Here is a 24,406-nt window from a genome sequence, read left to right on the forward strand (position 1 = left end):
TATGAATACTAAACAAATTATGTCACCTTGGGAAAGATTAGTCGGTTTATTAAAACTGGAAAAACGGGATGTTTTGCAAGTTATATATTATGCTGTCTTTTCTGGTATTGTGGCACTGACGTTACCACTGGGAATTCAGGCGATTATTAATTTAATTCAAGGAGCGCAAGTAAGTACATCTTGGGTTATTTTAGTTATTTTGGTTACAGTTGGTGTTGCTTTTGTGGGGATTTTACAGTTAATGCAAATGCGTATTATAGAAACGATACAACAACGGATTTTTACTAGAGCATCCTTTGAGTTTACTTACCGCTTTCCAAAATTGAAAATGAATGAATTGCGCAACTATTATCCACCAGAATTAGCTAACCGGTTTTTTGATACCCTCAACATTCAGAAGGGATTGGCAAAAATTTTGGTCGATGTGCCTGCTGCAATTTTGCAAATTTTATTTGCATTGATTTTATTGTCTTTTTATCATCCGTTCTTCATCGCTTTTGGTTTCATTCTTCTATTGCTTATTTACGTTGTATTTAAGTTTACAGCAAGAAGAGGCATGGAGACAAGTCTTTCGGAATCTAAAAACAAATATAAAGTAGCACACTGGATTCAAGAAGTGGCTAGAGCAGTTGTAAGTTTTAAGTTATCCGGAAAAACAACCCTTGCTGTAAATAAAAATGATCAATTAGTCGATGATTATCTAAAAGCCCGTGAAAGCCATTTTAAAGTATTGGTCATTCAGTTTATTCAAATGATTGGGTTTAAAGTAATAGTCACGGCTGGTTTATTGTTAATTGGTGGTTTGTTGGTGTTGAATCAAGAAATGAACATCGGTCAATTCGTGGCGGCAGAAATCATTATACTTTTAGTTATTGCGTCAGTTGAAAAACTAATTCTCGGTTTAGAGTCCTTCTATGATGTACTCACATCTCTTGAAAAAATGGGACAGGTGGTAGATAAAGAACTTGAACCCCAAGAAGGCGATAAACCAGAATTTAAAGAAAACTTTGTCATAGAATTGGATAACGCCTCATACAAAGTGCCAAATAGAGAAAAACCGATTTTAAAAGATATTACTTTAAAAATCAATTCGAAAAGTAGATTGTTGATCCGAGGCGAGAGTGGTTCTGGCAAATCGAGTTTACTACGTCTCATTGGTGGCATTATAGAACCCACTAAGGGTAAAGTATTTTTAGATAAATATTTGTTGAAAAACATAAATCTAAATCACTACCGATCACATTTGGGTATGTCTCTGGCGGACGAAACACCGTTCGAAGGTACCATTAGGGAGAATATCACCTTTGGTAATCCAGATATATCAGACGACCAGCTAATGTGGGCCATTGATAAAACAGGATTGTATGAGTTTGTAAAACAAAGTGCTCAAGGTCTTAATACGGTTTTATATCCTGAAGGTAAACAGACTTCCGCAACGGTTGCAAAAAAAATAGTATTAGCTAGAGCCATAGTAGACCAGCCAAGAGTTTTGATTCTAGAAGATCCATTACAATATTTTGAGAACGACGAAGCCCAGAGAATCATTTCATTCTTAACCGATGATTCTAATCCTTGGGCGCTCATCGTGGTGAGTGCAACAAATGATTGGTCACTGAGTTGCAAAGAGGTTATTACGCTTAAAAATGGTGAACTTATTTAAAGAAAAAGACAATGCTAAATATATCTAATAACCAATTGCATAAGTCCGTAGACATTACAAACTCAAAATCAGGTAGTCGCGTATTTCACGGTAGATATTATAAATATTTCAATCGCTTTCTAGGTGCCTTTGCCATCATTGGTGTGCTTATCCTTTTTTTACCTTGGACTCAAAATATCACGGGACGAGGAAATGTCACCACCTTGACACCAGACCAGAGGCCACAGACGATTCAGTCGCCAATTCCTGGTAGGATTGAGAATTGGATGGTTTTAGAAGGGGATTTTGTTAAAAAGGGAGATACCATCATGAAAATCTCTGAAGTAAAAAGCGAGTATTTCGATCCAAACTTGGTAGCGCGTACCGCTCAACAGCGTAATGCTAAAGCCATGTCTGTAGGTTCTTATGGCGAAAAAGTAAAAGCTCTAGACAGGCAAATTGCGGCATTAAACAGCGAGCGCCAATTAAAATTTGAGCAAGCTAAAAATAAGTTAATGCAAGCAAAGCTTAAAGTACAAAGTGATAGTATAGATTTTGAAGCAGCCAAAACCAACAACCAGATTGCTCAAAGACAGTTTGACCGAACTGTGACCTTGCAAGAAGAAGGTTTTAAGGCTACAAGAGATGTCGAGGACAAACGTTTGAAACTTCAGGAAACCGAAGCAAAATTAATTTCTCAGCAAAATAAATTATTGGCGAGTAAAAATGAAGTACTTAACGCACAATTCGAAATCTCAAGAGTGAATGCGGAATATGCCGATAAAATTTCAAAAGCTCAGAGCGATAAATTTACCGCACAGTCTAGCCAGTTCGATACGGAAGCGCAGGTAAGTAAGTTGGAGAATGAATATTCCAATTATCAGATACGCGACTCTTTACGTTTTGTTAAGGCACCTTACGATGGTTACATCAATAAAGCTATAAGAGGTGGAGTTGGCCAGACTTTTAAAGAAGGAGAGCCGTTGGTGGGGATTATGCCTGCTAAGGTCAATTTAGCAGTAGAGACATTTGTAGAGCCAATCGATTTGCCATTACTTCACATTGGCGAGAAATTTCGTGTTCAGTTTGATGGCTGGCCGGCAATCGTCTTTAGCGGCTGGCCAAATCTATCCTATGGTACTTACGGTGCAAAAGTGGTAGCGATAGAAAATTTTATAAGTGATAATGGTAAATTCAGAGTGCTTTTGGCGCCAGATGAAGAAGATCACCAATGGCCAAAAGATATTAGACCTGGCTCAGGAGCTTTTACAATGGCTTTACTGGATGATGTGCCGATTTGGTATGAGTTATGGCGAAAACTCAATGGTTTCCCTCCAAATTATTATCAACCAGAAGCTCAACCGCAGTCAAAAAAGAAATAAGAATGAAATTTAAACTTACATTTTTTTTAATAGTATTAGGTTTTTTTGGATATGCTCAAACGGATGCTCTAAACAATGTGTTGCGTTTTGATGAGTACTTGGCCATGGTGAAAAAATTTCACCCTATTGTAAAACAGGCCGAACTGGTTATTGACGAAAGTCAGGCAAGCCTTTTAAAGTCGAGAGGAGCCTTTGATCCAAAAATCGAAGTGGATTACGACCGAAAAAAATTTAAGAATACTGAATACTATGATAAACTCAACGGAACATTTAAAATACCAACCTGGTTTGGTATAGAACTTAAAGCGACGCTAGAAGAAAATACAGGAGACTTTTTGAATCCCGAAGCTTTTGTGCCCGAAGACGGATTGTATAGTGCAGGTATTGCAGTGCCCTTGGCACAAGGTCTTTTAATAAACAATAGAATGGCAGCTTTAAAACAGGCACGATTATTCAGAGAGCAAGCTAAGGCAGATCGTGACATATATGTTAACAACATTTTGTATGAAGCCTCTATATTATATTTTGATTGGCTAAAGGCTTACAATGAATTAAAGTTATTCGAGAATTTTTTAGTTAATGCCCAATTGAGATATAACGGAATTTTAAAAGGTGTTGAGGTAGGCGAAAATGCAGAAATTGATGCCACTGAGGCCAGAATTGCTCTTAATAATAGAAAACTTAGTTTGGAGCAATCTAGGGTAAACCTTATAAAATCCACTTTGCAGTTGTCTAATTATTTGTGGTTAGAAGATAATATACCTGTAGAATTACAGCCCAACGTCATTCCAGATGTTGATACAGAGACAATTGTCGATGTTGTTTTTAATATAAGTGAGTTACGGAGTACAGATAATTTTATCGATTCACACCCAAAATTGTTGTCTTTGGATTACAAATTTCAAAGTCTAGAAGTCGATGCGCGTTTAAAATCAAACAAATTATTACCACGAATAGATGTAGAGTATAACTTTTTGTCCGAAACACCAGAAGTTGCAAGGTCGTTTAACACGGCAGAGTACAAAGGTGGAGTCAATGTTAGTTTTCCATTGTTTTTAAGAAAGGAACGCGGCGATTTAAAGTTGGCTAAGATAAAATTACAGGATACAGAATTCGAAATTGGTGCCACAAGAGTCAATCTCGAAAATAAAATTAGTGCCCTCAAACAAGAATTGCAATCTTATACGATTCAAAACCAGATTACGTTGCAAATGGTAGAAGATTACCAGCGCATGTTATTAGCCGAAGAACGAAAATTTGAGCTAGGTGAGAGTTCGTTATTTTTAGTCAACTCAAGAGAATCTAAATTAATCAATGGACAATTAAAAGCTATCGAAATACAAAATAAGTTTTTTGATACAAAAGCTAAATTGTTTAATAGTTTGGCTGTGAGCCCAGAATTGTAAAAGCTTCTTTGTTTTCGACAGAAGTAAATTTACTCTAGGTTCACGACTAGTTTGTTATTCTTGTGAAAGTAGAAATCTAGTCTGAAAAGATTTAAAATATTTTGGATTCCTGCTTTTGCAAGAATCACAGAAGAGTACGGTTACAAGCTTTATACTTCAAAAAACTTACACTATTTTTACCTCACATAAATTTAGAAATGAACGTACACTTTATAGCCATTGGTGGTGCAGCCATGCATAACCTTGCTTTGGCACTACATAATAAGGGTTATCAGGTCACAGGTAGCGATGACGAAATTTTTGACCCATCTCAATCACGATTGGAGGCTAAAGGAATACTGCCCCAAACTTTCGGTTGGTTTCCTGAAAAGATTACTATGGATTTAGATGCGATTGTTTTGGGAATGCATGCCAAAGCCGATAATCCTGAATTACTAAAAGCCCAAGACCTTGGCTTGAAAATCTACAGCTATCCTGAATTTCTATACGAACAAGCCAAACATAAAACACGAGTGGTTATTGGTGGAAGCCACGGAAAAACAACGATAACCTCTATGATTTTACATGTGATGCATTATCACGATAGAGATGTTGATTATATGGTGGGAGCACAACTCGAAGGTTTTGACGTTATGGTAAAACTTACGGAAGACAATGACTTTATAGTTTTAGAAGGTGATGAATATTTAAGTTCACCCATAGACAGACGACCAAAATTCCATTTGTACAAACCTAATATAGCGTTGTTAAGTGGCATTGCTTGGGATCATATCAACGTGTTTCCAACCTATGAAAATTATGTGGAGCAGTTTAGCATTTTTGTAGATTCTATTGTGACGGGAGGGAGTATTAACTATAATGAAGAAGATGATGAGGTGAAACGTGTTGTGGAAGCTTCGGAAAACCCAATCCGAAAAATTCCCTACCAAACACCAGATTATACAGTTGAAGATGGCGAAACCCTTTTGGAAACTCCAGAAGGTCCAATGCCTATTGAAATTTTCGGTGCGCATAACCTCAATAATTTAGCAGGAGCCAAGTGGATATGCCAACACATGGGCGTTGACGAAGACGATTTTTACGAAGCCATTTCAACCTTTAAAGGAGCGAGCAAGCGTTTGGAAAAAATTGCTGAAAATTCAAAAAGTGTAGCTTATAAAGATTTTGCACATTCACCAAGTAAGGTTGAAGCTACAACCAAAGCCGTAAAGGAACAATATAACGATAGGACTTTAGTTGCGTGTTTAGAATTACATACCTACAGTAGCCTCAATGCCGAATTCCTAAAAGAATACAAAGGTGCATTGGATGCTGCAGATGTTGCTGTGGTATTCTATTCGCCACATGCCGTTGAGATCAAAAAGCTAGAGGAAGTCACTAAAGAACAAATTGCCAATGCCTTTGAGCGTGATGATTTAGTCATTTACACCAATCCTGCTGAATTTAAAGACTTTTTGTTTTCTCAGGATTTTGAAAACAAGTCGTTATTATTAATGAGCTCTGGTAATTATGGTGGTTTAGATCTTGGTGAGGTGACAAGGCTTTTTTAAAGCTTTGTCATCCTGAACTTGTTTCAGGATCTCATCATAATTTCACTACACTTTTGGATTCCGCATCAAGTGTGGAATGACAAAAAAAGTTTGGATTTTTTTGAGGTTACAAAATTATTTTAGATGTTTCGCTATCGTTGAATGTATGGTGCGTTTGCTTCCCAAAGGGAGCAAATGCACCATACATATTGTTAGGGCATGTAATTATAATGATTGAGCCAGTAACGCTCTGTTAAAAGTTATTGACAAGGCTGATAATATGAGATATTGCCACGATAAGAGGCAGCTTCAGCATCAGCTCCCGGATATAATGCATAACGCTCAAGAACCCATGTTTGCCATGCATCATCAACTATCAACAATGAGTCACCTAGGATTTCCTCAACAACCTCTGATGTCATTTCCCGTCCCCCATACATAATGTCCAATGCGGCATGACGGCCGTAGGTTTCGTCAACAAATCGGAACCATGATGCACGCATCGTGTAGGACTGATGTGCACACGACAGGTTGAGTTCTTCATGTGACGTTCGAAGTAATGCAAGTGTTGGACCACCTTGGGATACCCAGTGACCCGCAACCACGTTTTCGTTAAAACCGTAAAATGGGAAGCCTGTCTTTTCCGGGTCGATGAGTTGTGCTACGTACTCCGCCCAGGCCTCATTGTAGAAACCGAGAGACGCCCACTCTAGTGCCCCGAGCTTAGCAGAGGTGTCAAAGGCAATTGCATGCACCAGTTCATGAGTGAAAAGTGACCAGTAGCCGCCTTCAGCAGCTGAGTAGCGCCATAGCTCTATAGTTCCGTCACCATCAACATATGGCCCCTGACTTTCATAGTTACCATTTAGCTTTACAACAATAATTGAATCAAGTTGAAAGTCCGTGGGAAAAATCTTAGTTAAGGCGATATATAATTCTTCTGCTCGCTTAATGCCTTCCTGCATCTCTTCCATCGAGCTTGTTTGTGTCGTTGCAGTGAATAGAAAGTGCTCACTAGAGAGTTCTAATGGTTTTGCGAAGAAGCTGCATCCACTCATTACAAACAGAATCATAAGTGCACTTATGCCTCCAAGTACTCTTATCACTATGTAGCAGTTGAACTTCATCATATATGCCCTAACTTTAATGATATGACGTCGTTTCAATGACTTATATCAGTCGATAGCGAAGTTCGGTGAAATTTTTGATAAAGTCAAATACTATGTATTTTCTACCTTAACAATCATCTGCTTAAAAAGATCCAAAAGAAAAACAAGTTTTCCAGCATCACCAGCTGCTAGGAATTTCTGATTTTCAACCTTTACGCCATACCAATCTTGGCGATTTATTTCGTTAAGAATCCATTTGATTTCTAAATTCGCTATGGATGTTTTTGAAATATCAATTTCGACTTCCCATCCTGGCGTTGCTAAATTGGTAATTTGAATCACTTCATCCTTTTCCCATTCACCATCACAATTATCTTCGAACCAATCTTGTATCCAGTCTAAAATTTCCATTTGTGTTTAACTTTTCAAGTTAATTGATTTTTTTTGTGTGTTACCTTGAGTATTGGTTGAAATGAAAATTTATTTTCATAGAAATCACTTTGCATTGCAAAACGATAGGTCTTTTAAATACTTTCAACAAAATCCAAAAAAACCTCCTTGTGCTTTTCCAAATCCAAATCAGGGGACACGGAAACACGTGCAATATAATCCTTGTCACCTTCTTTGGTAGTGCCCTGAGTTGAGGTAGCAGGTATGGTCCAGTAACAACCTTTTAGCTGTCCGTAACTTACACAATACTTACTTTCATCAGGGATTTCCGTAATCATTAAATTGATTAATTTATGATTCAGTTTTCGCTTGTAATCTTCTTTTTCTTCAGCAGAATTTCCTTTTGTAGGTAAGTCTAATGAGAACACGGATGGTGTAAAACCTTGTTCGGCCAATTCCTCAGACACGAAATTGATTTTAGCTTCAGGCAAGGTCTTCTCGATAAAGTTGACAAACTCACGCGTATTTTTGTAAGCCTTTGCAATACGCTCATTCATAGATGGCATTTGTTCCGCCAGAAGATGGTACTGATTTGCCGTAGCTTCATTATCGCAAAGTATTAGATGTGTTTCGATTTTACTCAATAAACTTTCTGCTTTTTTGTTGGCTACCAAATAACCAGCTGTACATTTTCCGCCACTTGGAAATTTTGAACCACTGGCATAAGAAATTGATCTTACGGTAGAGAGTATTTCACCTTCAGCCAAAAACTGAACATTAGGACAAAAGGTTTGATCCAAGATAAAAACAGGGTCGACAGCATTGTTGCCGTTTTTCGTTTTTCGATGTTTTGTTAACGCTGCTTTTAGAGCTTCAAGATCTGGAACTTCCACACGTGGATTGGTCGGGATTTCGGCAATGATGTAGGGAATCCCATCTTCATGGGCAATTTGGTCTAAAACGTTATTGACACTCTTTACCATATCGTTATCGCCATCTACAGGTAAATCTACAACGTCCACATTATCGAGGCAAGCAGCTACACGACGTGCTTGGTCATTGGTGCCACCATAACAATTTGGTGGTACTACAAACTTAATGGCTTTGCCCTTGTGAAGTTCTAAAGCATCGTCAATCAATCCCATCATTATTGCATATTGCACAGATAGTCCGCTTGAGCCAACCAAAGGTTGAGCCGTTGTGCCAGTTACCTCTTTGATGAGGCTTAGTACGCTTTTTTTATTTGCTTCAGTGTTGGTGGATTGCGATTGTAAGGACGATTGTTCTATAAAGGCTTCCAAAGCTATAAGACAGTCCGAAGGTGTCATGGCAATGGTTTCACGTCGTCGCACATGCTGAATGGCCGAAACGTAATTTTCATTTTCCTTTCCATTTGCAATTAAAATACTACCAAGATTTTCATAAAGGTTGATATAAAAATCGACTTTAGCATTAAGCTCAATGTTAGAAATGTCACTTTGTTTTGAAACTAAAATAGTGGTACCATTAAAATCAGGAATGCTTTTATCGGTTTCAACTTTTTTCAATTTAAAATGATAACCATAAACGTGATTAATGAGTTCAGTATCAAAAGATTCGGGTAATGTTTCGTTGTATAAGATTTGAGTGTTTTTATTAGCTAATAAGTTGGTTCTTAGAATTGCTAAAATTGAAGCGGTATGTGATGAAAAACTAATCACATTTTCGGGATTTATTTTATGCAGTTTAGCAATAGTCCATTCTAAAACGGAAGACAAAGGATGTCCTAGACGAATGTAATCGTAAGCAGTTGGTAAAGCTTTGAGTGCAGATTTTACAGAGTTTTCAGATTTATATAAAATTTCAAATTGGTCTAAAAACTGTGTTTTTGCTAATTCCTCATTATAAATATCGAGTCTATGAGTGGTGAGGTTTAACCAATCTGACGGCATATTTTTCAATACCGATTTAATATAATTTCTGATGTTTACTTTGGCCATAAAATGTATCTTACTATAAACTTGTAAAGATACGTTAGTTAGTTTTTATTGGAAACCTTCCGGCAGGTTTTATAACACCATATTTGAAAACTTTTTTACTTTAAATGCTTCTTAAAAAATGCCATAGTTCTTTCCCAGGATAATTGCGCAGCTTCCTTGTCATAACGTGGAGTGGTATTGTTGTGAAATCCATGATTGACTTCGGGATAAATATAAGCGGTATGCTCAATATTGTTCTCTGTTAAAACTTGTTCGAACGCTGGCCAACCAGCATTTACTCTAGTGTCTAATTCGCCATATTGGAGTAGAAGTGGAGCTTTAATTTTTTTGGCGTCTTCGGGTTCAGGTTGTCTACCATAATACGGCACTGCGGCTCCCAGATCTGGTAAACGAACGGCCATCATGTTAGAGATCCATCCTCCAAAACAAAAACCTACAACTCCAACATTACCGTCACAATTTTCGTGATTTTTGAGATAGTGAAAAGCTGCAATAAAATCCTCGAGCATTTCTTGTTGGTTGCGTTGTTTTTGTAGAGCTCTTCCGTCATCGTCATTTCCAGGATAACCTCCTAGTGGAGTTAATGCATCGGGAGCTAAAGAAATAAAACCTTCTTTCGCAGTACGTCTTCCCACATCTTCAATATAGGGATTTAATCCTCTGTTTTCATGAACAACAATAACACCTGGTAATTTGTTTTTATGATCTTTTGGTTGAGATAGTAAACCTTTTATTGTACCACCACCTTTTGGAGATTTGTAAGTAATGTAACCAGAATCCAAAGTGGGATCGTTTGGTTTTACTAAAAGCGAATCTAAATAATTTGGGGACATAAAGCTTAAAAGAGAAGACACCGTTAAACCGCCAACTGCATATATACCTAGTTTCTCTATAAATTGCTTTCTGTTGAGCTTGTTATGGGCGTAATCATCATACAGGTCAAATACTTCTTGTTTGATGTCTTCTTTTTTTAAATCTTTCATTTTGTGACTTATTTGAATTGCCTTTTAAAGTTACTGATTAAATTGATTGATTCGTCTATGAAATAGAGGTATATTCTAAAGTATTTCGTCGGTTTTCTCTTTTTGCCATGGAAACTTACCCTCCAATTCAACTTGAATGGATAAACTTAAAATTATTCGAATAATAACAATTATACCGAGTGTAACTACGGACTTAAGATCTGGTATTGTTACAACTGTAGCCATGATATCTGCAGCAATTAGAATCTCTAATCCTAGTAAAATACATTTGCCAAGTGAAATCCTAAGCGTCATATATTTGGATTCTGATGATTTGGCTAGTTTATAGAGGAATTGTAGTAAGGAATAAATTACGCCAAAAAAAATGATTAAGATCCCTATAATCTCTGTGATTTTTGCTGCTTGACTAACTATGTTGTCTATTTCTTCCATGTTTTAAAAAATTCTATCGATAAAATGCCTGATGCTTTCTTGGTTTACTCTCACTAATTCTTCTCTAGCAGCTTTAATGTCTTTCGGTTTTTTGTCCTGCGAAAGTTTAAATTTACCATCCCAGTTTTTTATTTCAATTTCAAACATTTCTATATAAGCAAGGTTACTATCTAGTCGTGGATTGTTTGCTTCTAACACATATTTGTGTTCTGGAGCTTCTAGAAATTTAGTCATTGTAATTAAGGATTGTTTCAATGCCGCCTTACTTTCAATGGCTTTTGCTGTACCTGTTAAATGAACTTTTATATAATTCCAGGTTGGGAGTTGCGTGGTCGAATAGATGCTTGGCGAAATATAACATTCTGGCCCTGAGAAAATTACTGCAACCTCATTATTGTTTTTAAGTAATTTGGCTTGCGGATTATAGATGTCTATATGGCCAATGAGTTTACCCTCTTCATAAACTAACGGTAAATGTGTGATTAATGGTTCATTGTCTTTTATAGAAATGACTGTAGCTAAAGGGTATGTTTTAATAACATCAATCATGTGATTAATGTTGTTATCTTGATGGTGTTTTGGAGGATAGTTCATGTTGTGTTGCTCTAATATACTGAGCTTGTAGTTGTATGGAAGATGATTTAAAAACACATGGATAAATCAGAATTAATTATTCTTAAATTTTTATAGATCAAACTCCAAACTGCCGTAAGTGGTGATCCATATGTTTATATTGCATTTGTCCCCATTGTTGTGCTGTAAAATACCCAAATGCAGGGTGTGGATTCCATTCCGTTTTGTTTTTTTGGGCGTGAGCTTCGTCAATTAGAATTTCAAGAATTGCTTTCTCAGCTTGAAAAATTTTGTGGTCTTTTGTTTTTAAAAATTTAGCTGTGGGCAGTCCTTTTTTCCATGGCTTATTGTTATAAAGTGATTTTTTAAAAAATACTTTTGCGAGCCAATTGGGTTTCATGCCGTAATCATTTTTTTGAAGCATAATATTAAAAGGGCCTTGACAATGCCAGGCCATTTGCCCCACATTCATTTTTCCCCAACTTGCTGTAGAGTTCTCATTGAGATTGTTTAAGCGTTCTTTGATCTCAGTATACGTTTGGTCTTCAAAAATAGATTTCATTTTGTTGATTTTAATAGACGCTTAAATTTACAATTTTTTATCTTTAACGCATGTCAGAAAAACAGACTTCGTTTTCCATTAAAAATTGGTCGCAGGACGACCAACCCAGGGAGAAGTTAAGAGATAAGGGGAAAGCTGTACTGAGTGATGCAGAATTAGTTGCCATCTTAATCGGCTCTGGGAGTAGAGATGAAAGCGCAGTGAGCTTGTGCAAACGTATTTTGGCTAGTGTAGATAATAATTTAAATGCATTGGGAAAACGTTCTATTGCACAGCTCATGGAGTTTAAAGGTATTGGCGAAGCAAAGGCCATAACTATTGCAGCAGCATTGGAGTTAGGACGTAGAAGAAGATTGGAAGACGGGGTAAGGCAAGATAAAATCGATTCGAGTAGAGCGGTTTTTAATGTGATGCAACCTATATTAGGAGAGCTACCGCACGAAGAGTTTTGGATACTGTATTTAAACAACTCGAACAAAATCATCCATAAAAACCAGTTGAGTAAGGGAGGCATTACTGGCACCTTGGTAGATGTCCGTTTAGTACTTAAAAATGCTTTACAAGTTGGTGCCACTGCTCTTATTTTATGTCATAATCATCCATCTGGAACGCTTTTGCCGAGTAACGCTGATAAAGCAATTACAAAGAAATTAAAAACCGCAGCAGAAGCCTTGGATATCAAAATCTTAGATCATCTTATCATAACCGAGAAAGCCTATTATAGCTTTGCCGATGAAAATAATTTATAGCAAACAATAACTCATTTTTTTAATGACATCGATTTTTTAGGAATTTATAACCATTTATGCTTTTAGTTTATACACATAAAATAACACCGAGACTAACTTATACGTTTAAACATATTTGCAAGCGTGTTTTGGGTTTAGAGGTAAGTTTCACCTCGAAAGTTGAAGATTTTATTGCCCACGATAGCATAAAAATGACTTATACCAAACAGCCCTTAAGTAACGAGTTGTTTGTGCGAAGTAATGAATTGTTATTTGAAACTGGGCTTTCGGATTTGGACATTAATGTGCAGCAATGGGATGAAACCAAGGGCTTTTTTGCCACTGGAGAACGTAGCGATTTGCCGTTCGATATTTTTGCAGCATCTTTTTACTTATTGAGCCGGTATGAAGAATATTTACCACATGTAAAAGATACCTACGGTCGTTTTGTTGCAACAGAAAGTTTAGCCTATAACCATAAATTTCTCAATCAGCCTGTTGTGGATATTTGGGCCAAAAAACTCAAGACAGTTTTACAAGAACGCTTTGAGGATTATGAATTCCCAGAACGTAAATACTCGGTAAAACCTGTAATTGATGTGCCCATGGCATATTATTACAGAAAAAAGGGACTTTTACGTTCTGTAGGTGGTGCGGTAAATGACTTAAGACGATTTAAGCTTGGTCAATTTTATCAGCGTTTTTCAGTATTGATGGGTTTTAAAAGAGATCCTTACGACACCTTTAAATGGATTATAAATCGTCAGAAAACTTTTAAATTTAAATTTATGGTATTGTTTCTGGTAGGTGACTATTCCACTTATGATAAGAATATCAATATAAACAAACGCGAATTTGTTACCCTTATAAAATCTATGGCAGATTATTGCAATGTAGGTATAAAGGCTTCTTATTTAGCATTGGATGATATTTCGATATTAAAGAAGGAAAAATCAAAATTAGAATCAATTATTAATACAGAGCTAAAAGGTGTGAGACATTCGTATTCTAAATTGAATTTACCAGTTTCGTACAGAAATTTAATTGAACTAGAAATAAATCAGGATTTTTCCATGGGTTATGTAGATACTTTAGGCTTTAGAGCCGGCACATGCACGCCGTTTCAGTTTTATGATTTGGATTATGAAGTACAGACACCATTGCAGATCAATCCGTATCAATTTATTGATGCCGCATTATTAAAATATAAATCTCAACTTGATAAAGTAGAACATCTACAAAAAATCATCAAAGAAGTAAAGCAGGTTGATGGAACTTTAATACCGGTATTCCATAACTATTCCCTTAGTGATATGAGTAGATGGAAAGGTTATAAATCGCTTTTTAATTTAATTCTCGATTCGGCCGAATGAAACGACAAATAAAACATATATTTTTTGATCTGGATCACACCCTCTGGGATTTTGATAAAAACTCAGGATTAACTTTTGGTAAGATTTTTAAGGAAAATAAGATTGAGGTTAAGCTCGAGGATTTTTTGTGTGTTTACGAACCTATTAATTTAAAGTATTGGAAATTATACAGAGACGAAAAAGTTACCAAATCTGCATTGCGCTATGGGAGGTTAAAGGAGGCTTTCGATACCTTAAATTTTACTGTTAACGATGATGTCATTAACATTTTATCTCATGATTATATTGAGTACCTTTCTACATTTAATCATCTGTTTGATGATACTTTTGAAGTCTTGGACACTTTATCTCAAAGGTATAAGTTGCACATTATCACAAATGGATTTGAAGAAGCACAAGAGAAAAAAATGCATGGAGCAAAAATTAGAAATTATTTCGAAACCGTTACAAATTCAGAAATGGCAGGTGTAAAGAAGCCTAATCCAAAAATCTTTAATATGGCACTAAAATTTGCCAATGCCAAAGCAGAGGAAAGTATAATGATCGGAGATAGCTTAGAGGCAGATGTTGAAGGGGCCCATTTAATAGGAATGGATACAATCCATTTTGATTATAAAAATGTGCAAAACAATCATAGTTTTAAACGTGTCACTGATCTCAAAATGATTTTAAATTATTTATAAAAATTTCTTTAATGAAAGCTTTAATTATTTTCATCGTTACAATTCTTTTTTGTGCTACTGTAACAGCACAGAAAGATGTAAATAATTATAAGTATATCTTAATCCCAAAACAATTCGATTTTTTAAAGAGAGCAGACCAATATCAAGTTAATTCGTTAACTAAGTTTCTTTTTAATAAATATGGTTTTGATGCTTACTTTATAGATGATGAATTGCCACAGGATTTGCGGCAAGATAGGTGCCTCGCATTGACTGGGAACGTAAATAAACATAGTGGTATTTTTAAGACCAAATTGGAAGTTACACTGACCGATTGTTATGGTAATATCGTTGCACAATCTCGAGTAGGAGAATCTCGACTTAAAAAATTTGATAGGGCATATGCCGAAGCTTTGCGTGATGCATTTATTACCTATGAAGAAATGGATTATAAATACCAGCCGCATAATGTTATTCAAAAAAGAAAAGAGGAAATAAGCTTTAGTGATGAGAATCCGGAGCTGCCGAAGCCACAACCTTCTGTTAAATTTGAGAATGAAAATAATCATCTTATTTCAACAAACACGGACTATAAAGCAATAAAAGTAACTAGTGGTTTTAAATTAATGGATTCTGAAAACAATGTAGTTTTGACGATTTTCAATACACCACGGGAAAATATGTTTTTAGTAAAAGATAAATCGGCAATTGTATTTAAGAAAAATGATCAATGGATTTACTACGAATCTACCGAAAGTTATAAACTAGAAAAAATTATTAAAATTCAATTTTAATTATATATAGAAATGAAAAAATTATTAATAGTATTCATAATATTTATAGGTATTTGTAAGCTTAACTCACAAGAAAGCATCAATAATTATAAATATGTTGTGGTTCCGCTTCAATTTGATTTTCAGAAAGGGCAAAACCAATATCGTTTAAATACATTGATCAAACAGCTTTTTGAACAAGCAGGATTTGAGGTTTACTACGATAATAAGAATTTGCCAAAAGACCTGTTCGATAATAGATGCTTGGCCCTATATGCCGATGTAAAGGAAGCTGAAGGTGCATTTCTGTACACCAAAGTAGAGATTTTACTTAACGATTGCAATGATAATCTTATCATGAAATCACGTGAAGGACTATCTAAGGAAAAGCAGTTTAAGGACGCTTATAAAATTGCTGCCCGAGAAGCATTTAAAACATTGAAGCTTTCGGGTTATAGTTATCAACCCGATAAGATAAATAGTAATGAACAAGTTGAGGTTGTAGAACAACCAGTGGGAATAGAAGCAGAGTCAAAGAAGAAACTTACGTCAGACAAAACTTCAAAGGAAGAAATAACAAGTGTAACACCCAATAAAACTCAAGAAAACGATTCGGATTTAAATCAAAAGCCTACATATTATGCTCAAAAGATTAATATGGGCTACCAAGTTGTTGACGCCACACCCAAAATCATAATGGTTTTATTGTCAACAGATGCAGAACACATTTTTATTGTCAAAAACAAAAATGCTGTAGTTTATAAAGAGGATGGATTTTGGATCTATTCGGAAAATGATGGAGCCAAACAAAAAACAGAATTTATTGTTATTAAATTTTAGATTATATTAAAAAATTTCAATATCCATATTTCTCTTTCCATAAGACTTTTAGATAATTGCGTTGTGCCTGTTCTCTAGTATTATTTCCAGGATTATAGAGTTGTGTCCCGGAGATTTCTTCTGGTAAGAATTCTTGGTCTACAAAATTATTTTCATAATTGTGAGCATATTTGTATTTGTCACCATACCCTAATTCTTTCATCAATTTAGTGGGAGCATTACGTATGGGTAGTGGTACAGATAAATCTCCTGTTTCCTTAACAAGTTGTTGTGCTTTATTAATAGCTTCATAAGCTGCGTTGCTTTTTGGTGAGCTTGCCAAATAAGTGGTGCACTGACTCAAAATTATTCGAGATTCTGGATTTCCAATAACTGACACAGCCTGGAAGCAGTTGTTAGCGATAACCAAAGCTGTTGGGTTGGCATTGCCTATATCCTCACTTGCCAAAATTAATAAGCGTCTAGCTATAAATTTTACATCTTCACCGCCTTCTATCATACGTGCTAGATAATAAACAGCAGCGTTTGGGTCACTGCCTCGTATAGATTTGATAAAAGCCGATATAATATCGTAATGCTGTTCTCCAGTTTTGTCGTAACGGGCTGGTTTATGTTGTACCTGTTTCGTTACTAAGTCATTGGTAACGATAATTTTTTCATCATCAAATGAAGAGACAATAAGTTCAAAAATATTAAGTAATTTTCTCGCATCACCACCTGAAAGTCTAAGCAAAGCTTCGGTTTCTTGAAGTTGAATATCTAACTTAGACAAAATCTCATCCTTATCCATCGCTCTTTTTAACAAGGCCTCAAGATCTGCTTTGCTAAATGCTTCTAGTGTATAAACCTGACACCGGGAAAGTAAAGCGGAAATGACTTCAAAACTCGGATTTTCCGTTGTAGCACCAATTAATGTTACCCATCCTTTTTCGACTGCTTCTAACAATGAATCTTGTTGGGACTTGCTGAATCTATGAATTTCATCGATAAATAAAATAGGGTTTTTAGCCGTGAACAAGCCACCACTTTTTTTAGCTTTATCTATAATTTCCCGAATGTCTTTGACGCCAGAATTGATGGCGCTCAACTTAAAAAAAGGCCGTTCAGACTCATTCGCAATAATGTTGGCCAAAGTGGTTTTTCCAATACCAGGAGGTCCCCAAAATATTAAAGAAGGAATGACTCCACTTTTAATCTGTTGATAAAGCATGCCGTTTTTTCCAACCAAATGTTGCTGGCTCAAATAGTCATCTAAATTTTGTGGTCTAAGCCTTTCTGCTAATGGAATATTCATATTTCAAAATTACAAAATGTGTCTCACAGTTGCATTATCAAAAACCTCTCTTCTGCCAAAATAGCAGAAATAGAAATATTGGTTATAAATTTGAGATGGTATATTAAACTAATAATATGGCGGCTCCAACACAATTTAAATATTCTAATAGCGTCATTGTTTATCCAATGCTATTACTGCTAATAATGTGGTTGGTGTTTTGGTATCAAGTAAGGGTTGATTATGGCATAAAATCTTTTGGGATAAGGCCACAAAAAATTGAAGGTCTTGTAGGTATTTTTACGAGTCCATTTTTACATGGCGATATTAACCATCTCTACAATAATAGCATTCCGCTTTTTGTACTATCCTTGTCGCTCTTCTATTTTTACAATAAAATTGCTTGGAAAGTAATAGTTTTTGGAATCCTTTTATCAGGAAGTCTTACTTGGATTATTGGAAATTCAGGAAACCACATTGGCGCCAGTGGATTAGTTTATGTTTTGGTGAGTTTTATCTTCTTTAAAGGCATTTTGGCTAAACATTATAGGTTAATTGCTTTGTCTCTTATGGTTATTTTTCTTTATGGAAGTTTGATTTGGTATGTGTTTCCTATTAAAATGGGTATGTCTTGGGAAGGGCATTTATCCGGTTTAATAACGGGATTTTTATTTGCTCTGATATTCAGAAAGCAAGTTGCAAAGCCAGAAAGATATAAATGGGAACAACCAGATTACAATGAGGACGACGATCCTTTTATGAAGCATTTTGACGAAAACGGAAATTTTATAGAAATTGATGTTGAGCCTGAGGGTGAACTTAATACCGATTTTGAAAAAGAATTAAAAACTGAAAGTGATCAAACTTCAAACATTCGGTATATTTTCAAGAAAAAAGAAGATTAATTTTACTGTCGTTGTCTAACTGCTTCATATAAAAAAGCACCACAAGCTACAGAAACATTCAAAGACTCTATCTCTCCTAAAATTGGTAGTTTAGCTTGAGCATCAACAACTTTTAAAACCGAAGGATTGATTCCTCTCCCTTCTGAACCCATTATAATCGCACAAGGTTCTTTAAATGAAACATTAAATAAATAGTCCTCTGCTTTCTCAGTGGCAGCTATTACCTTAATTCCTGATGACTGCATATGAAAAACAGCATCTTTGATATGATCCACTTTACAAATTGGGATTTTAAAAATTGCACCAGCGCTAGTTTTAATTGTATCTCCGTTTACAGGAGCACCACCTTTTTTCTGGATTATAATTCCATTCACACCAGTACATTCTGCGGTTCTTACAATAGCTCCAAAATTTCTAACATCACTCAATTGATCCAATAATAAAAATAAAGGTGTTTTACCAGATTCAATAACATTCATAACTAGATCGTCTATATTATGAAATTCAATTGGCGAAATTTGCGCAACTGCTCCTTGGTGGTTGCCTTTTGTCAATCGATTAAGCTTTTCAATAGGGACATGTGAAGTATTTATCCCTTCAGTACGCAATAAGTGCTCTAATTCTTGAAATAACTCACCTCTTAATCCTTTTTGCACAAAAACCTTATCAATGGTTTTGCCAGATTTTATAGCTTCAATTATGGCTCTGATTCCAAAAATAGTAGTGTCGTCTTTCATATGGCAAAGATAGTTATAAAGAAATTTCGCTATGGATTAATTACAAAGAAAATCCCCAACATTAATTTTTGTTGGGGATTTTAAGAATTATAGAATTAAATAAATTCTAAAAATTAGTTTTGATCAGATGATGAAATATTTGGATTTGCATCAATTTCTGCTTGAGGTATTTTAAAGATCCAATCATCATTAACTGAAGGTCTTTCTCTCTGAAAAGATTCTTGATACAATACTTGTGAAGCACCAGAGCCACCATTAGCTGCATGGTCAATACCTTCATCCCATCTAATATGGTTAGTGTATCCAAATCCTTCTCCCCACATTTCTACTCTCCATTGGAATTTAATTTCATCCATTAATGAAGTTTGAGTATTAAACGCATTTACATTATAATTGCTGTCACGTGCATTCACTAAAGTTTCAAGAGCCGTTTGTGCACCTCCAATATCGTTCATCATAGCTTTTGCTTCTGCTTCGATAAGATACATTTCTGAAGAACGCATATAGATAACATCATCAGGATCGATACTTCCAGGATTTGCATTTTTCAATTTAAAATGCATATATGGATGTGTATTATGTCCTGAAACTAAACCATATTCAGCTTTGATACTTGCAACAGCAGCGTCAAATTCATCTTCGGTAGTATATAATGGGTTTGTATTATTATCCCAGCCACCTTCACCGTTCGCAGCAGATGTATTTGAGTTAGGTGCATCCGGTAAAAACACATCTTTTCTATAATCCGTATCTGGTATTGCATCTACCATTCTTCTATCGGCAATTTTAGGATTATTTCTAATCTGACTACCGTTAAAAGTATTGCTAGCTAAATAGAAATAAGATCTAAAAAATGTAGTTTCCGCAGCAATTACGTTACTTCCCCAAATTACTTCAGAAAGCGTGTTAGTGTTAAAACCTGACTTCCAAGCTCCTTCGCTTAGTAAAGGATATCCTTGTCTTGCAGCTACAGCAGCATCTGCAGCTGTCTGCCAATCTCCTTTAGATAAAGCCCAACGAGCTTTAAGTCCATTAGCAACATCAATGTTTAATTGAGATTTTGCTTCAGCTCCTCCTCCAGGTCTTCCTGATCCGTTTTCAAAAGCGTCTATTGCAGATTCCAAATCTAAACCAATTTGGTCGTAGATTTCTTGAACAGTAGATCTTGGCTGACTAGTAAATGGAGATTCTGATGAAAATAAAAGTGGAACACCAGGATCAGTAGAAGGGTTTCCAATTAAGTAACCTCTACCATAATGCTGTACTAATGATAGGTAAGCGTATGCTCTATAAGTATAAGCTTGGCCTAATATATAGTTTAATTTAGGTGTCTCAGTTAAATTTCCGTTTTCAATTCCATTAATTAACAAATTGGCATGTAGGATAATATTATATCGGTGATACCATAATAAACTTGATGTTAATGAAGTCGGTTGCGTATGCTCATTCCATTGCATAACATCTCTCCAACTTAAATTATTGGCGTTTGCAGAATGTATTAAATCACCTACTAAATTGTCTCCCATTGGTACCCAATAGTGGTTATTTGCCCTAGCGGTGTTTCCTCCTGGAAAAACCGTTTGAGATTGTGAATACAAACCACGATGTACACCGTTAAGTACAAGTTGCATGTTGTCTTCGTTCGCTAAAGCATCTGACGCAGAAATTGCATCAGTTGGAGTTCGCTCCAAAAAGTCTTCTTGACATGATATTATTGGTATCATGAGGAATACCAGTAATAGATATTTTATTCTAGTTTTCATATTGTTTATTTTTTTTAATTAAAATGATAAATTCAAGCCCATTGAAACAGTTCTAGCAGGTGAAAAATCATCTCCAGGTGCTGTTCCAGCTAAATTATATTGAGGGTCTAATCCTGTTCTTTCACTCTTTAAGAATAAGTTTTCTCCAGTAATAGAAACTCTTAAATTGTCTAAACCTAAATCGTCAGTTAATCCTTTACCGAAGTTATATCCAAGAGTAACATTCTTAAGTGACCAAAAAGATGCATCTGTAATAAATCTATCAGACTGTGTACGTACTAAATCAGGATTACCGTTTTCGAGTCTTGGTACATCAGTAATGTCTCCAGGTTGTCTCCAAGCTTTCAAAGCATCAGGGTGAAGTGATCTTCCATATGTACCACTGTGCATCATTGAAGCATAAGCATTATCTAGTGCGCTTCCACCGATACCATAGGTAATCAATAAATCAAATGTAAAATTCTTGTAAGTAAGATTACTAGATACAGAACCTAAAAGATCTGGTATAGAAGAATCTCCTGTGTAAGCACGTTCTGTTTCTTGCCAATCGTTTGTTGTTTCTTGATTTCCTTCAGCATCTAAAACAGGAACACTTTCGCCGTTGTCATCTAATTCATATAATAAGAATAATTGATCACCATTATCAGGATCGACACCTGCTGTTCTTAGAAGGAAGAAATCAAATATAGAGCGTCCTTCTGCCCATCTCTTACTTCCATTAATAAATGGATCTGGTATACTAGTAATTTCGTTATTAAATGTAGAAGCCTGTAAAGTCAAGTCCCATTTAACATTATCGTTATTCACTAAATGACCTGTAAGTCCGATTTCAACACCAGAGTTAAACATATCAGCTGCATTAACAGGTACAATGTTTAATCCGTTACTTGGTGCTATAGGTAAAAAGTACAATAAATCTGTTGTGCTCTTCTTATAGTATTCTACCGAGCCATCAATAAAATTATTGAATAGACCAAATTCTAACGCAACGTCAAAACTTTCTGTTGTTTCCCAAAGCAAATCTGAGTTACCAATATCTGTAAATAAGATTGCTGGACTTGCGGCATTAGAAGTAATTGAAAATCTAGCTTGAGATAAATAACTGTCTCCTAAATCATCATTACCTACCTCACCGTATGATGCTCTTAATTTTAATCTGTCAATGAATGACACATTTTCCATAAACTGCTCTTGGTCTATTCTCCATGAACCACCAACAGAATAGAATGTACCCCATCTTTTATCAGTATCAAAAACAGAAGTACCATCACGTCTAACCGATGCACTTAAGTAATACCTATTATCAAAGTTATAATTGGTTCTAAGAAAATAACCTTCAATACCTTTATCGAACGTAGCACCACCAAGGTCTACAATATTAGAAAAGTTAGCAAATTCATAAATACCATTAGCAGCTTGTACTGTCGCCAAACCATTTAGACTAGAAATCTTTCTGTCAAAACTTTCGTGACCGGCCGTGAAGTCTAAATTATGATTACCGAAACTCTTATTATAAGTCAAAATTTGGTTAAAGTTCTCAATTACTCTTCTGGCACGAGTCTGACTCAACCTTCCATCAGGTTGTGCATCACCAATGATTGCATTTTCGTATTCGCTTTCAAAAAGTTCATTGATATCTGTACCATAATTAAGTCTAAGCTTAAGACCATCTGCAATTTTTAATTCTCCAAAAAATCTAAAACCATAAGTATTGTCTTGATCCCTTTCCTTGTTTAATACAAGTTCTTGAAGCGCATGACGACCTTGGTTAACAGGTCTAGATCCTATATTGAATTCAGAAAAGCCCTCACCGTTATCATAAACAGGATTCCCAAATTCATCACGTACAAGATTCCCATCTAAATCATTAACAAAAACAGGATAAACTGAGCCAATACCTTGAGCAAAGCCAAATGGATTTACAATACTTCCTGTTCCTGCGGAACTTGGACCTCTAGCCTCAGTAAGCGCTACATTCGCACTACCACCAACTTTTATTGTTTTGCTTACGTCAAATTCTGCATTAAGCCTTGCAGTTAAACGGTCAAATCCTGAAGTTATAACATAACTTTCTTCATCTAAATAAGAAGCAGAGAAAAATACCGAATGGTCTTCTCCACCAGCTGCAACGTTTACGTTGTAGTTTGTTCTTACTCCAGTTTGTTGAAGTTCATCAAACCAGTCTAAACTTTGATAAATAACTTCGGCAGCTGGATTTAGTCTTCCATCTACACCAACAATCTGGTCATTTGGTACATTGAATGGATTATAACCTAGTTGGCTATAAATATTAGCACTTGCAAATGCAGGATCTCCACCACCAGCACTAGAATTTTTAAGAGCTTCCCACATCAATTCGTAATATTGTCCTGGTGAAACTTGATCATATCTTCTAATTGCATTTGATACAAAACCTGATTGAGCAGAAGCATTTACTTTAACACCACCAGTTTTAGAACCTTTTTTTGTAGTAATAATTACTACACCATTTGCAGCTCTTGAACCATAAAGTGATGTAGAGGCAGCATCTTTAAGAATAGTAAAAGATGCAATGTCTTCTTGGTTAATGGCATTTAAATTACCATCAAACTGAATACCATCAACAATATACAATGGGTCTGTATCACCATTAAAAGTACCGACACCACGAATTACGATACCAGGAGATTCACCTGGACCAGATGGAGATGTAAATTGCACACCAGTTGCCTTACCTTCAATAGCGGCAATTGGCGATGTTACATTTCTAATGGCTAATTCTTCTTCGCCAATGGTGCTTGCAGAACCTGTAAAAGCTTCTTTAGTTGTAGTACCATAGGCAACTACTACTACTTCATCTAAAACAGCGGCATCTTCTTCCATTGTTACATTGTAAGTATTAGCATTGCCAACTGTGATTTCTTGAGTTTTTAGACCAATAAAGCTAAATACTAATACATCACCTACGTTTGCCGTTAAATTGTACTTCCCGTCAAAATCAGTTTGGGCACCTCTAATAGTACCTTTAACCAGTACGTTCACTCCAGGGATTGGAAGTCCCTCGGAATCAGACACTGTACCTGATATTGTTTTTTCTTGTGCAAAAGTTAATTGCACCACCAACGCTAGAAAAAGCGTTAAAATTCCTTTGAATTTAGTTTTCATGCTTAAAATTGAGTTTTGATTGTTGCGTAAATGTGCTAATAAAAACTTAAAGGAACAACAATTCTTTAACCATTTCTTAAAATAAACCTAATTTTTAACATTTGAGAGTGCTTTAGGTATTCTTGATTAATAATCTAAACTCTATTTTAGATGTATTTTATGTAAATCTTGGGTTGTTTTTTGACTAGAAAAAAGAGATTAAGATGGATGTTAATAAGTCTTCC

General features: G+C 35.6%; 21 protein-coding genes. 10 read left to right on the forward strand and 11 right to left on the reverse strand.

Translation table 11 applies throughout. From position 1 onward, the window contains the following. Window position 1: 1 nt before the first annotated feature. The 4 genes from HM983_RS10590 to HM983_RS10605 all read left to right on the forward strand — a co-directional run bounded on the left by HM983_RS10590 (window position 2) and on the right by HM983_RS10605 (window position 5,977). Window positions 2-1,660 carry a peptidase domain-containing ABC transporter gene (locus tag HM983_RS10590; RefSeq protein WP_179345414.1) on the forward strand — a complete coding sequence of 553 codons (1,659 nt, stop codon included), beginning with the start codon at window positions 2-4 and terminating at the stop codon, window positions 1,658-1,660. A gap of 11 nt (window positions 1,661-1,671) precedes the next feature. After that, on the forward strand, window positions 1,672-3,021 hold the full coding sequence (locus HM983_RS10595) for an HlyD family secretion protein (protein WP_179345415.1): 1,350 nt from the start codon (window positions 1,672-1,674) through the stop codon (window positions 3,019-3,021). A 2-nt stretch (window positions 3,022-3,023) separates the two neighbouring features. Next, on the forward strand, window positions 3,024-4,427 hold the full coding sequence (locus tag HM983_RS10600; RefSeq protein WP_179345416.1) for a TolC family protein: 1,404 nt from the start codon (window positions 3,024-3,026) through the stop codon (window positions 4,425-4,427). 197 nt (window positions 4,428-4,624) lie between these two features. Continuing rightward, window positions 4,625-5,977 carry a UDP-N-acetylmuramate--L-alanine ligase gene (locus HM983_RS10605; RefSeq protein WP_179345417.1) on the forward strand — a complete coding sequence of 451 codons (1,353 nt, stop codon included), beginning with the start codon at window positions 4,625-4,627 and terminating at the stop codon, window positions 5,975-5,977. 239 nt (window positions 5,978-6,216) lie between these two features. Here HM983_RS10605 and HM983_RS10610 read toward each other — a convergent pair whose 3' ends face one another. The 7 genes from HM983_RS10610 to HM983_RS10640 all read right to left on the reverse strand — a co-directional run bounded on the left by HM983_RS10610 (window position 6,217) and on the right by HM983_RS10640 (window position 11,984). Further along, window positions 6,217-7,086 carry a hypothetical protein gene (locus HM983_RS10610; protein ID WP_179345418.1) on the reverse strand — a complete coding sequence of 290 codons (870 nt, stop codon included), beginning with the start codon at window positions 7,084-7,086 and terminating at the stop codon, window positions 6,217-6,219. A 90-nt stretch (window positions 7,087-7,176) separates the two neighbouring features. Further along, entirely contained in the window at window positions 7,177-7,476 is a 300-nt protein-coding gene (locus tag HM983_RS10615; RefSeq protein ID WP_179345419.1) for an immunity 53 family protein, read from the reverse strand. Between the two features lie 113 nt (window positions 7,477-7,589). After that, window positions 7,590-9,434 (reverse strand): PLP-dependent aminotransferase family protein, encoded by a 1,845-nt coding sequence (locus tag HM983_RS10620; protein ID WP_179345420.1) that lies wholly within the window; start codon window positions 9,432-9,434, stop codon window positions 7,590-7,592. A 95-nt stretch (window positions 9,435-9,529) separates the two neighbouring features. Next, window positions 9,530-10,417 carry a dienelactone hydrolase family protein gene (locus HM983_RS10625; RefSeq protein WP_179345421.1) on the reverse strand — a complete coding sequence of 296 codons (888 nt, stop codon included), beginning with the start codon at window positions 10,415-10,417 and terminating at the stop codon, window positions 9,530-9,532. A 75-nt stretch (window positions 10,418-10,492) separates the two neighbouring features. Then, window positions 10,493-10,849: a DUF1622 domain-containing protein gene (locus HM983_RS10630; protein WP_179345422.1), complete on the reverse strand. Its 357-nt coding sequence runs from the start codon at window positions 10,847-10,849 to the stop codon at window positions 10,493-10,495. 3 nt (window positions 10,850-10,852) lie between these two features. Then, window positions 10,853-11,443 (reverse strand): FMN-binding negative transcriptional regulator, encoded by a 591-nt coding sequence (locus HM983_RS10635; RefSeq protein WP_179345423.1) that lies wholly within the window; start codon window positions 11,441-11,443, stop codon window positions 10,853-10,855. 97 nt (window positions 11,444-11,540) lie between these two features. Continuing rightward, complete coding sequence (locus HM983_RS10640; RefSeq protein WP_179345424.1) at window positions 11,541-11,984, reverse strand: DUF1569 domain-containing protein; 444 nt, start codon at window positions 11,982-11,984, stop codon at window positions 11,541-11,543. A 50-nt stretch (window positions 11,985-12,034) separates the two neighbouring features. Between HM983_RS10640 and radC the strand changes: the two genes are divergently transcribed. The 5 genes from radC to HM983_RS10665 are packed head-to-tail and all read left to right on the forward strand — an operon-like array spanning window position 12,035 to window position 16,360. Beyond that, window positions 12,035-12,733, forward strand: a complete 699-nt coding sequence (gene radC / locus HM983_RS10645) for a RadC family protein (RefSeq protein ID WP_179345425.1) — start codon at window positions 12,035-12,037, stop codon at window positions 12,731-12,733. A 56-nt stretch (window positions 12,734-12,789) separates the two neighbouring features. Then, the gene (locus HM983_RS10650) at window positions 12,790-14,085 is read left to right on the forward strand and encodes a polysaccharide deacetylase family protein (RefSeq protein WP_179345426.1); all 1,296 of its coding nucleotides are present in this window, start codon (window positions 12,790-12,792) and stop codon (window positions 14,083-14,085) included. Further along, window positions 14,082-14,768, forward strand: a complete 687-nt coding sequence (locus tag HM983_RS10655; protein ID WP_179345427.1) for a YjjG family noncanonical pyrimidine nucleotidase — start codon at window positions 14,082-14,084, stop codon at window positions 14,766-14,768. Before HM983_RS10650 ends, HM983_RS10655 begins: the two co-directional genes overlap by 4 nt. 11 nt (window positions 14,769-14,779) lie before the next feature. Continuing rightward, the gene (locus tag HM983_RS10660; protein WP_179345428.1) at window positions 14,780-15,541 is read left to right on the forward strand and encodes a hypothetical protein; all 762 of its coding nucleotides are present in this window, start codon (window positions 14,780-14,782) and stop codon (window positions 15,539-15,541) included. A 12-nt stretch (window positions 15,542-15,553) separates the two neighbouring features. Then, a complete protein-coding gene (locus HM983_RS10665; RefSeq protein WP_179345429.1) occupies window positions 15,554-16,360 on the forward strand; it encodes a hypothetical protein in 807 nt (268 codons plus the stop codon). 16 nt (window positions 16,361-16,376) lie between these two features. Here HM983_RS10665 and HM983_RS10670 read toward each other — a convergent pair whose 3' ends face one another. After that, window positions 16,377-17,654, reverse strand: a complete 1,278-nt coding sequence (locus HM983_RS10670; protein ID WP_179345430.1) for a replication-associated recombination protein A — start codon at window positions 17,652-17,654, stop codon at window positions 16,377-16,379. Window positions 17,655-17,770: 116 nt separating this feature from the next. On the opposite strand from HM983_RS10670, the gene HM983_RS10675 reads away from it, so the two are divergent. Further along, window positions 17,771-18,538: a rhomboid family intramembrane serine protease gene (locus HM983_RS10675; protein WP_179345431.1), complete on the forward strand. Its 768-nt coding sequence runs from the start codon at window positions 17,771-17,773 to the stop codon at window positions 18,536-18,538. A gap of 2 nt (window positions 18,539-18,540) precedes the next feature. Here the strand turns inward: HM983_RS10675 and rlmB are convergent, their stop codons facing one another. From rlmB to HM983_RS10690, 3 genes are all read right to left on the reverse strand, one after another. Next, the gene (rlmB, locus tag HM983_RS10680) at window positions 18,541-19,275 is read right to left on the reverse strand and encodes a 23S rRNA (guanosine(2251)-2'-O)-methyltransferase RlmB (RefSeq protein ID WP_179345432.1); all 735 of its coding nucleotides are present in this window, start codon (window positions 19,273-19,275) and stop codon (window positions 18,541-18,543) included. 113 nt (window positions 19,276-19,388) lie between these two features. Continuing rightward, window positions 19,389-21,038 carry a RagB/SusD family nutrient uptake outer membrane protein gene (locus HM983_RS10685; protein WP_179345433.1) on the reverse strand — a complete coding sequence of 550 codons (1,650 nt, stop codon included), beginning with the start codon at window positions 21,036-21,038 and terminating at the stop codon, window positions 19,389-19,391. An 18-nt stretch (window positions 21,039-21,056) separates the two neighbouring features. Further along, window positions 21,057-24,182, reverse strand: a complete 3,126-nt coding sequence (locus HM983_RS10690) for a SusC/RagA family TonB-linked outer membrane protein (protein WP_179345434.1) — start codon at window positions 24,180-24,182, stop codon at window positions 21,057-21,059. Window positions 24,183-24,406: the final 224 nt, after the last annotated feature.

Source organism: Winogradskyella ursingii, assembly GCF_013403975.1.
Classification (GTDB): Bacteria; Bacteroidota; Bacteroidia; order Flavobacteriales; family Flavobacteriaceae; genus Winogradskyella; species Winogradskyella ursingii.

Excerpts from the sequence above, each read along its gene's own strand:
- HM983_RS10665 (WP_179345429.1), top strand. The coding sequence starts at position 15,554 with ATGAAAAAATTATTAATAGTATTCATAATATTTATAGGTATTTGTAAG.
- HM983_RS10685 (WP_179345433.1), bottom strand. The coding sequence starts at position 21,038 with ATGAAAACTAGAATAAAATATCTATTACTGGTATTCCTCATGATACCA.
- HM983_RS10640 (WP_179345424.1), bottom strand. The coding sequence starts at position 11,984 with ATGAAATCTATTTTTGAAGACCAAACGTATACTGAGATCAAAGAACGC.
- HM983_RS10615 (WP_179345419.1), bottom strand. The coding sequence starts at position 7,476 with ATGGAAATTTTAGACTGGATACAAGATTGGTTCGAAGATAATTGTGAT.
- HM983_RS10610 (WP_179345418.1), bottom strand. The coding sequence starts at position 7,086 with ATGATGAAGTTCAACTGCTACATAGTGATAAGAGTACTTGGAGGCATA.
- HM983_RS10590 (WP_179345414.1), top strand. The coding sequence starts at position 2 with ATGAATACTAAACAAATTATGTCACCTTGGGAAAGATTAGTCGGTTTA.
- HM983_RS10670 (WP_179345430.1), bottom strand. The coding sequence starts at position 17,654 with ATGAATATTCCATTAGCAGAAAGGCTTAGACCACAAAATTTAGATGAC.
- HM983_RS10690 (WP_179345434.1), bottom strand. The coding sequence starts at position 24,182 with ATGAAAACTAAATTCAAAGGAATTTTAACGCTTTTTCTAGCGTTGGTG.
- HM983_RS10655 (WP_179345427.1), top strand. The coding sequence starts at position 14,082 with ATGAAACGACAAATAAAACATATATTTTTTGATCTGGATCACACCCTC.
- HM983_RS10620 (WP_179345420.1), bottom strand. The coding sequence starts at position 9,434 with ATGGCCAAAGTAAACATCAGAAATTATATTAAATCGGTATTGAAAAAT.
- HM983_RS10675 (WP_179345431.1), top strand. The coding sequence starts at position 17,771 with ATGGCGGCTCCAACACAATTTAAATATTCTAATAGCGTCATTGTTTAT.
- HM983_RS10635 (WP_179345423.1), bottom strand. The coding sequence starts at position 11,443 with ATGAACTATCCTCCAAAACACCATCAAGATAACAACATTAATCACATG.
- HM983_RS10650 (WP_179345426.1), top strand. The coding sequence starts at position 12,790 with ATGCTTTTAGTTTATACACATAAAATAACACCGAGACTAACTTATACG.
- radC (WP_179345425.1), top strand. The coding sequence starts at position 12,035 with ATGTCAGAAAAACAGACTTCGTTTTCCATTAAAAATTGGTCGCAGGAC.
- HM983_RS10595 (WP_179345415.1), top strand. The coding sequence starts at position 1,672 with ATGCTAAATATATCTAATAACCAATTGCATAAGTCCGTAGACATTACA.
- HM983_RS10625 (WP_179345421.1), bottom strand. The coding sequence starts at position 10,417 with ATGAAAGATTTAAAAAAAGAAGACATCAAACAAGAAGTATTTGACCTG.
- HM983_RS10605 (WP_179345417.1), top strand. The coding sequence starts at position 4,625 with ATGAACGTACACTTTATAGCCATTGGTGGTGCAGCCATGCATAACCTT.
- HM983_RS10630 (WP_179345422.1), bottom strand. The coding sequence starts at position 10,849 with ATGGAAGAAATAGACAACATAGTTAGTCAAGCAGCAAAAATCACAGAG.
- HM983_RS10600 (WP_179345416.1), top strand. The coding sequence starts at position 3,024 with ATGAAATTTAAACTTACATTTTTTTTAATAGTATTAGGTTTTTTTGGA.
- rlmB (WP_179345432.1), bottom strand. The coding sequence starts at position 19,275 with ATGAAAGACGACACTACTATTTTTGGAATCAGAGCCATAATTGAAGCT.
- HM983_RS10660 (WP_179345428.1), top strand. The coding sequence starts at position 14,780 with ATGAAAGCTTTAATTATTTTCATCGTTACAATTCTTTTTTGTGCTACT.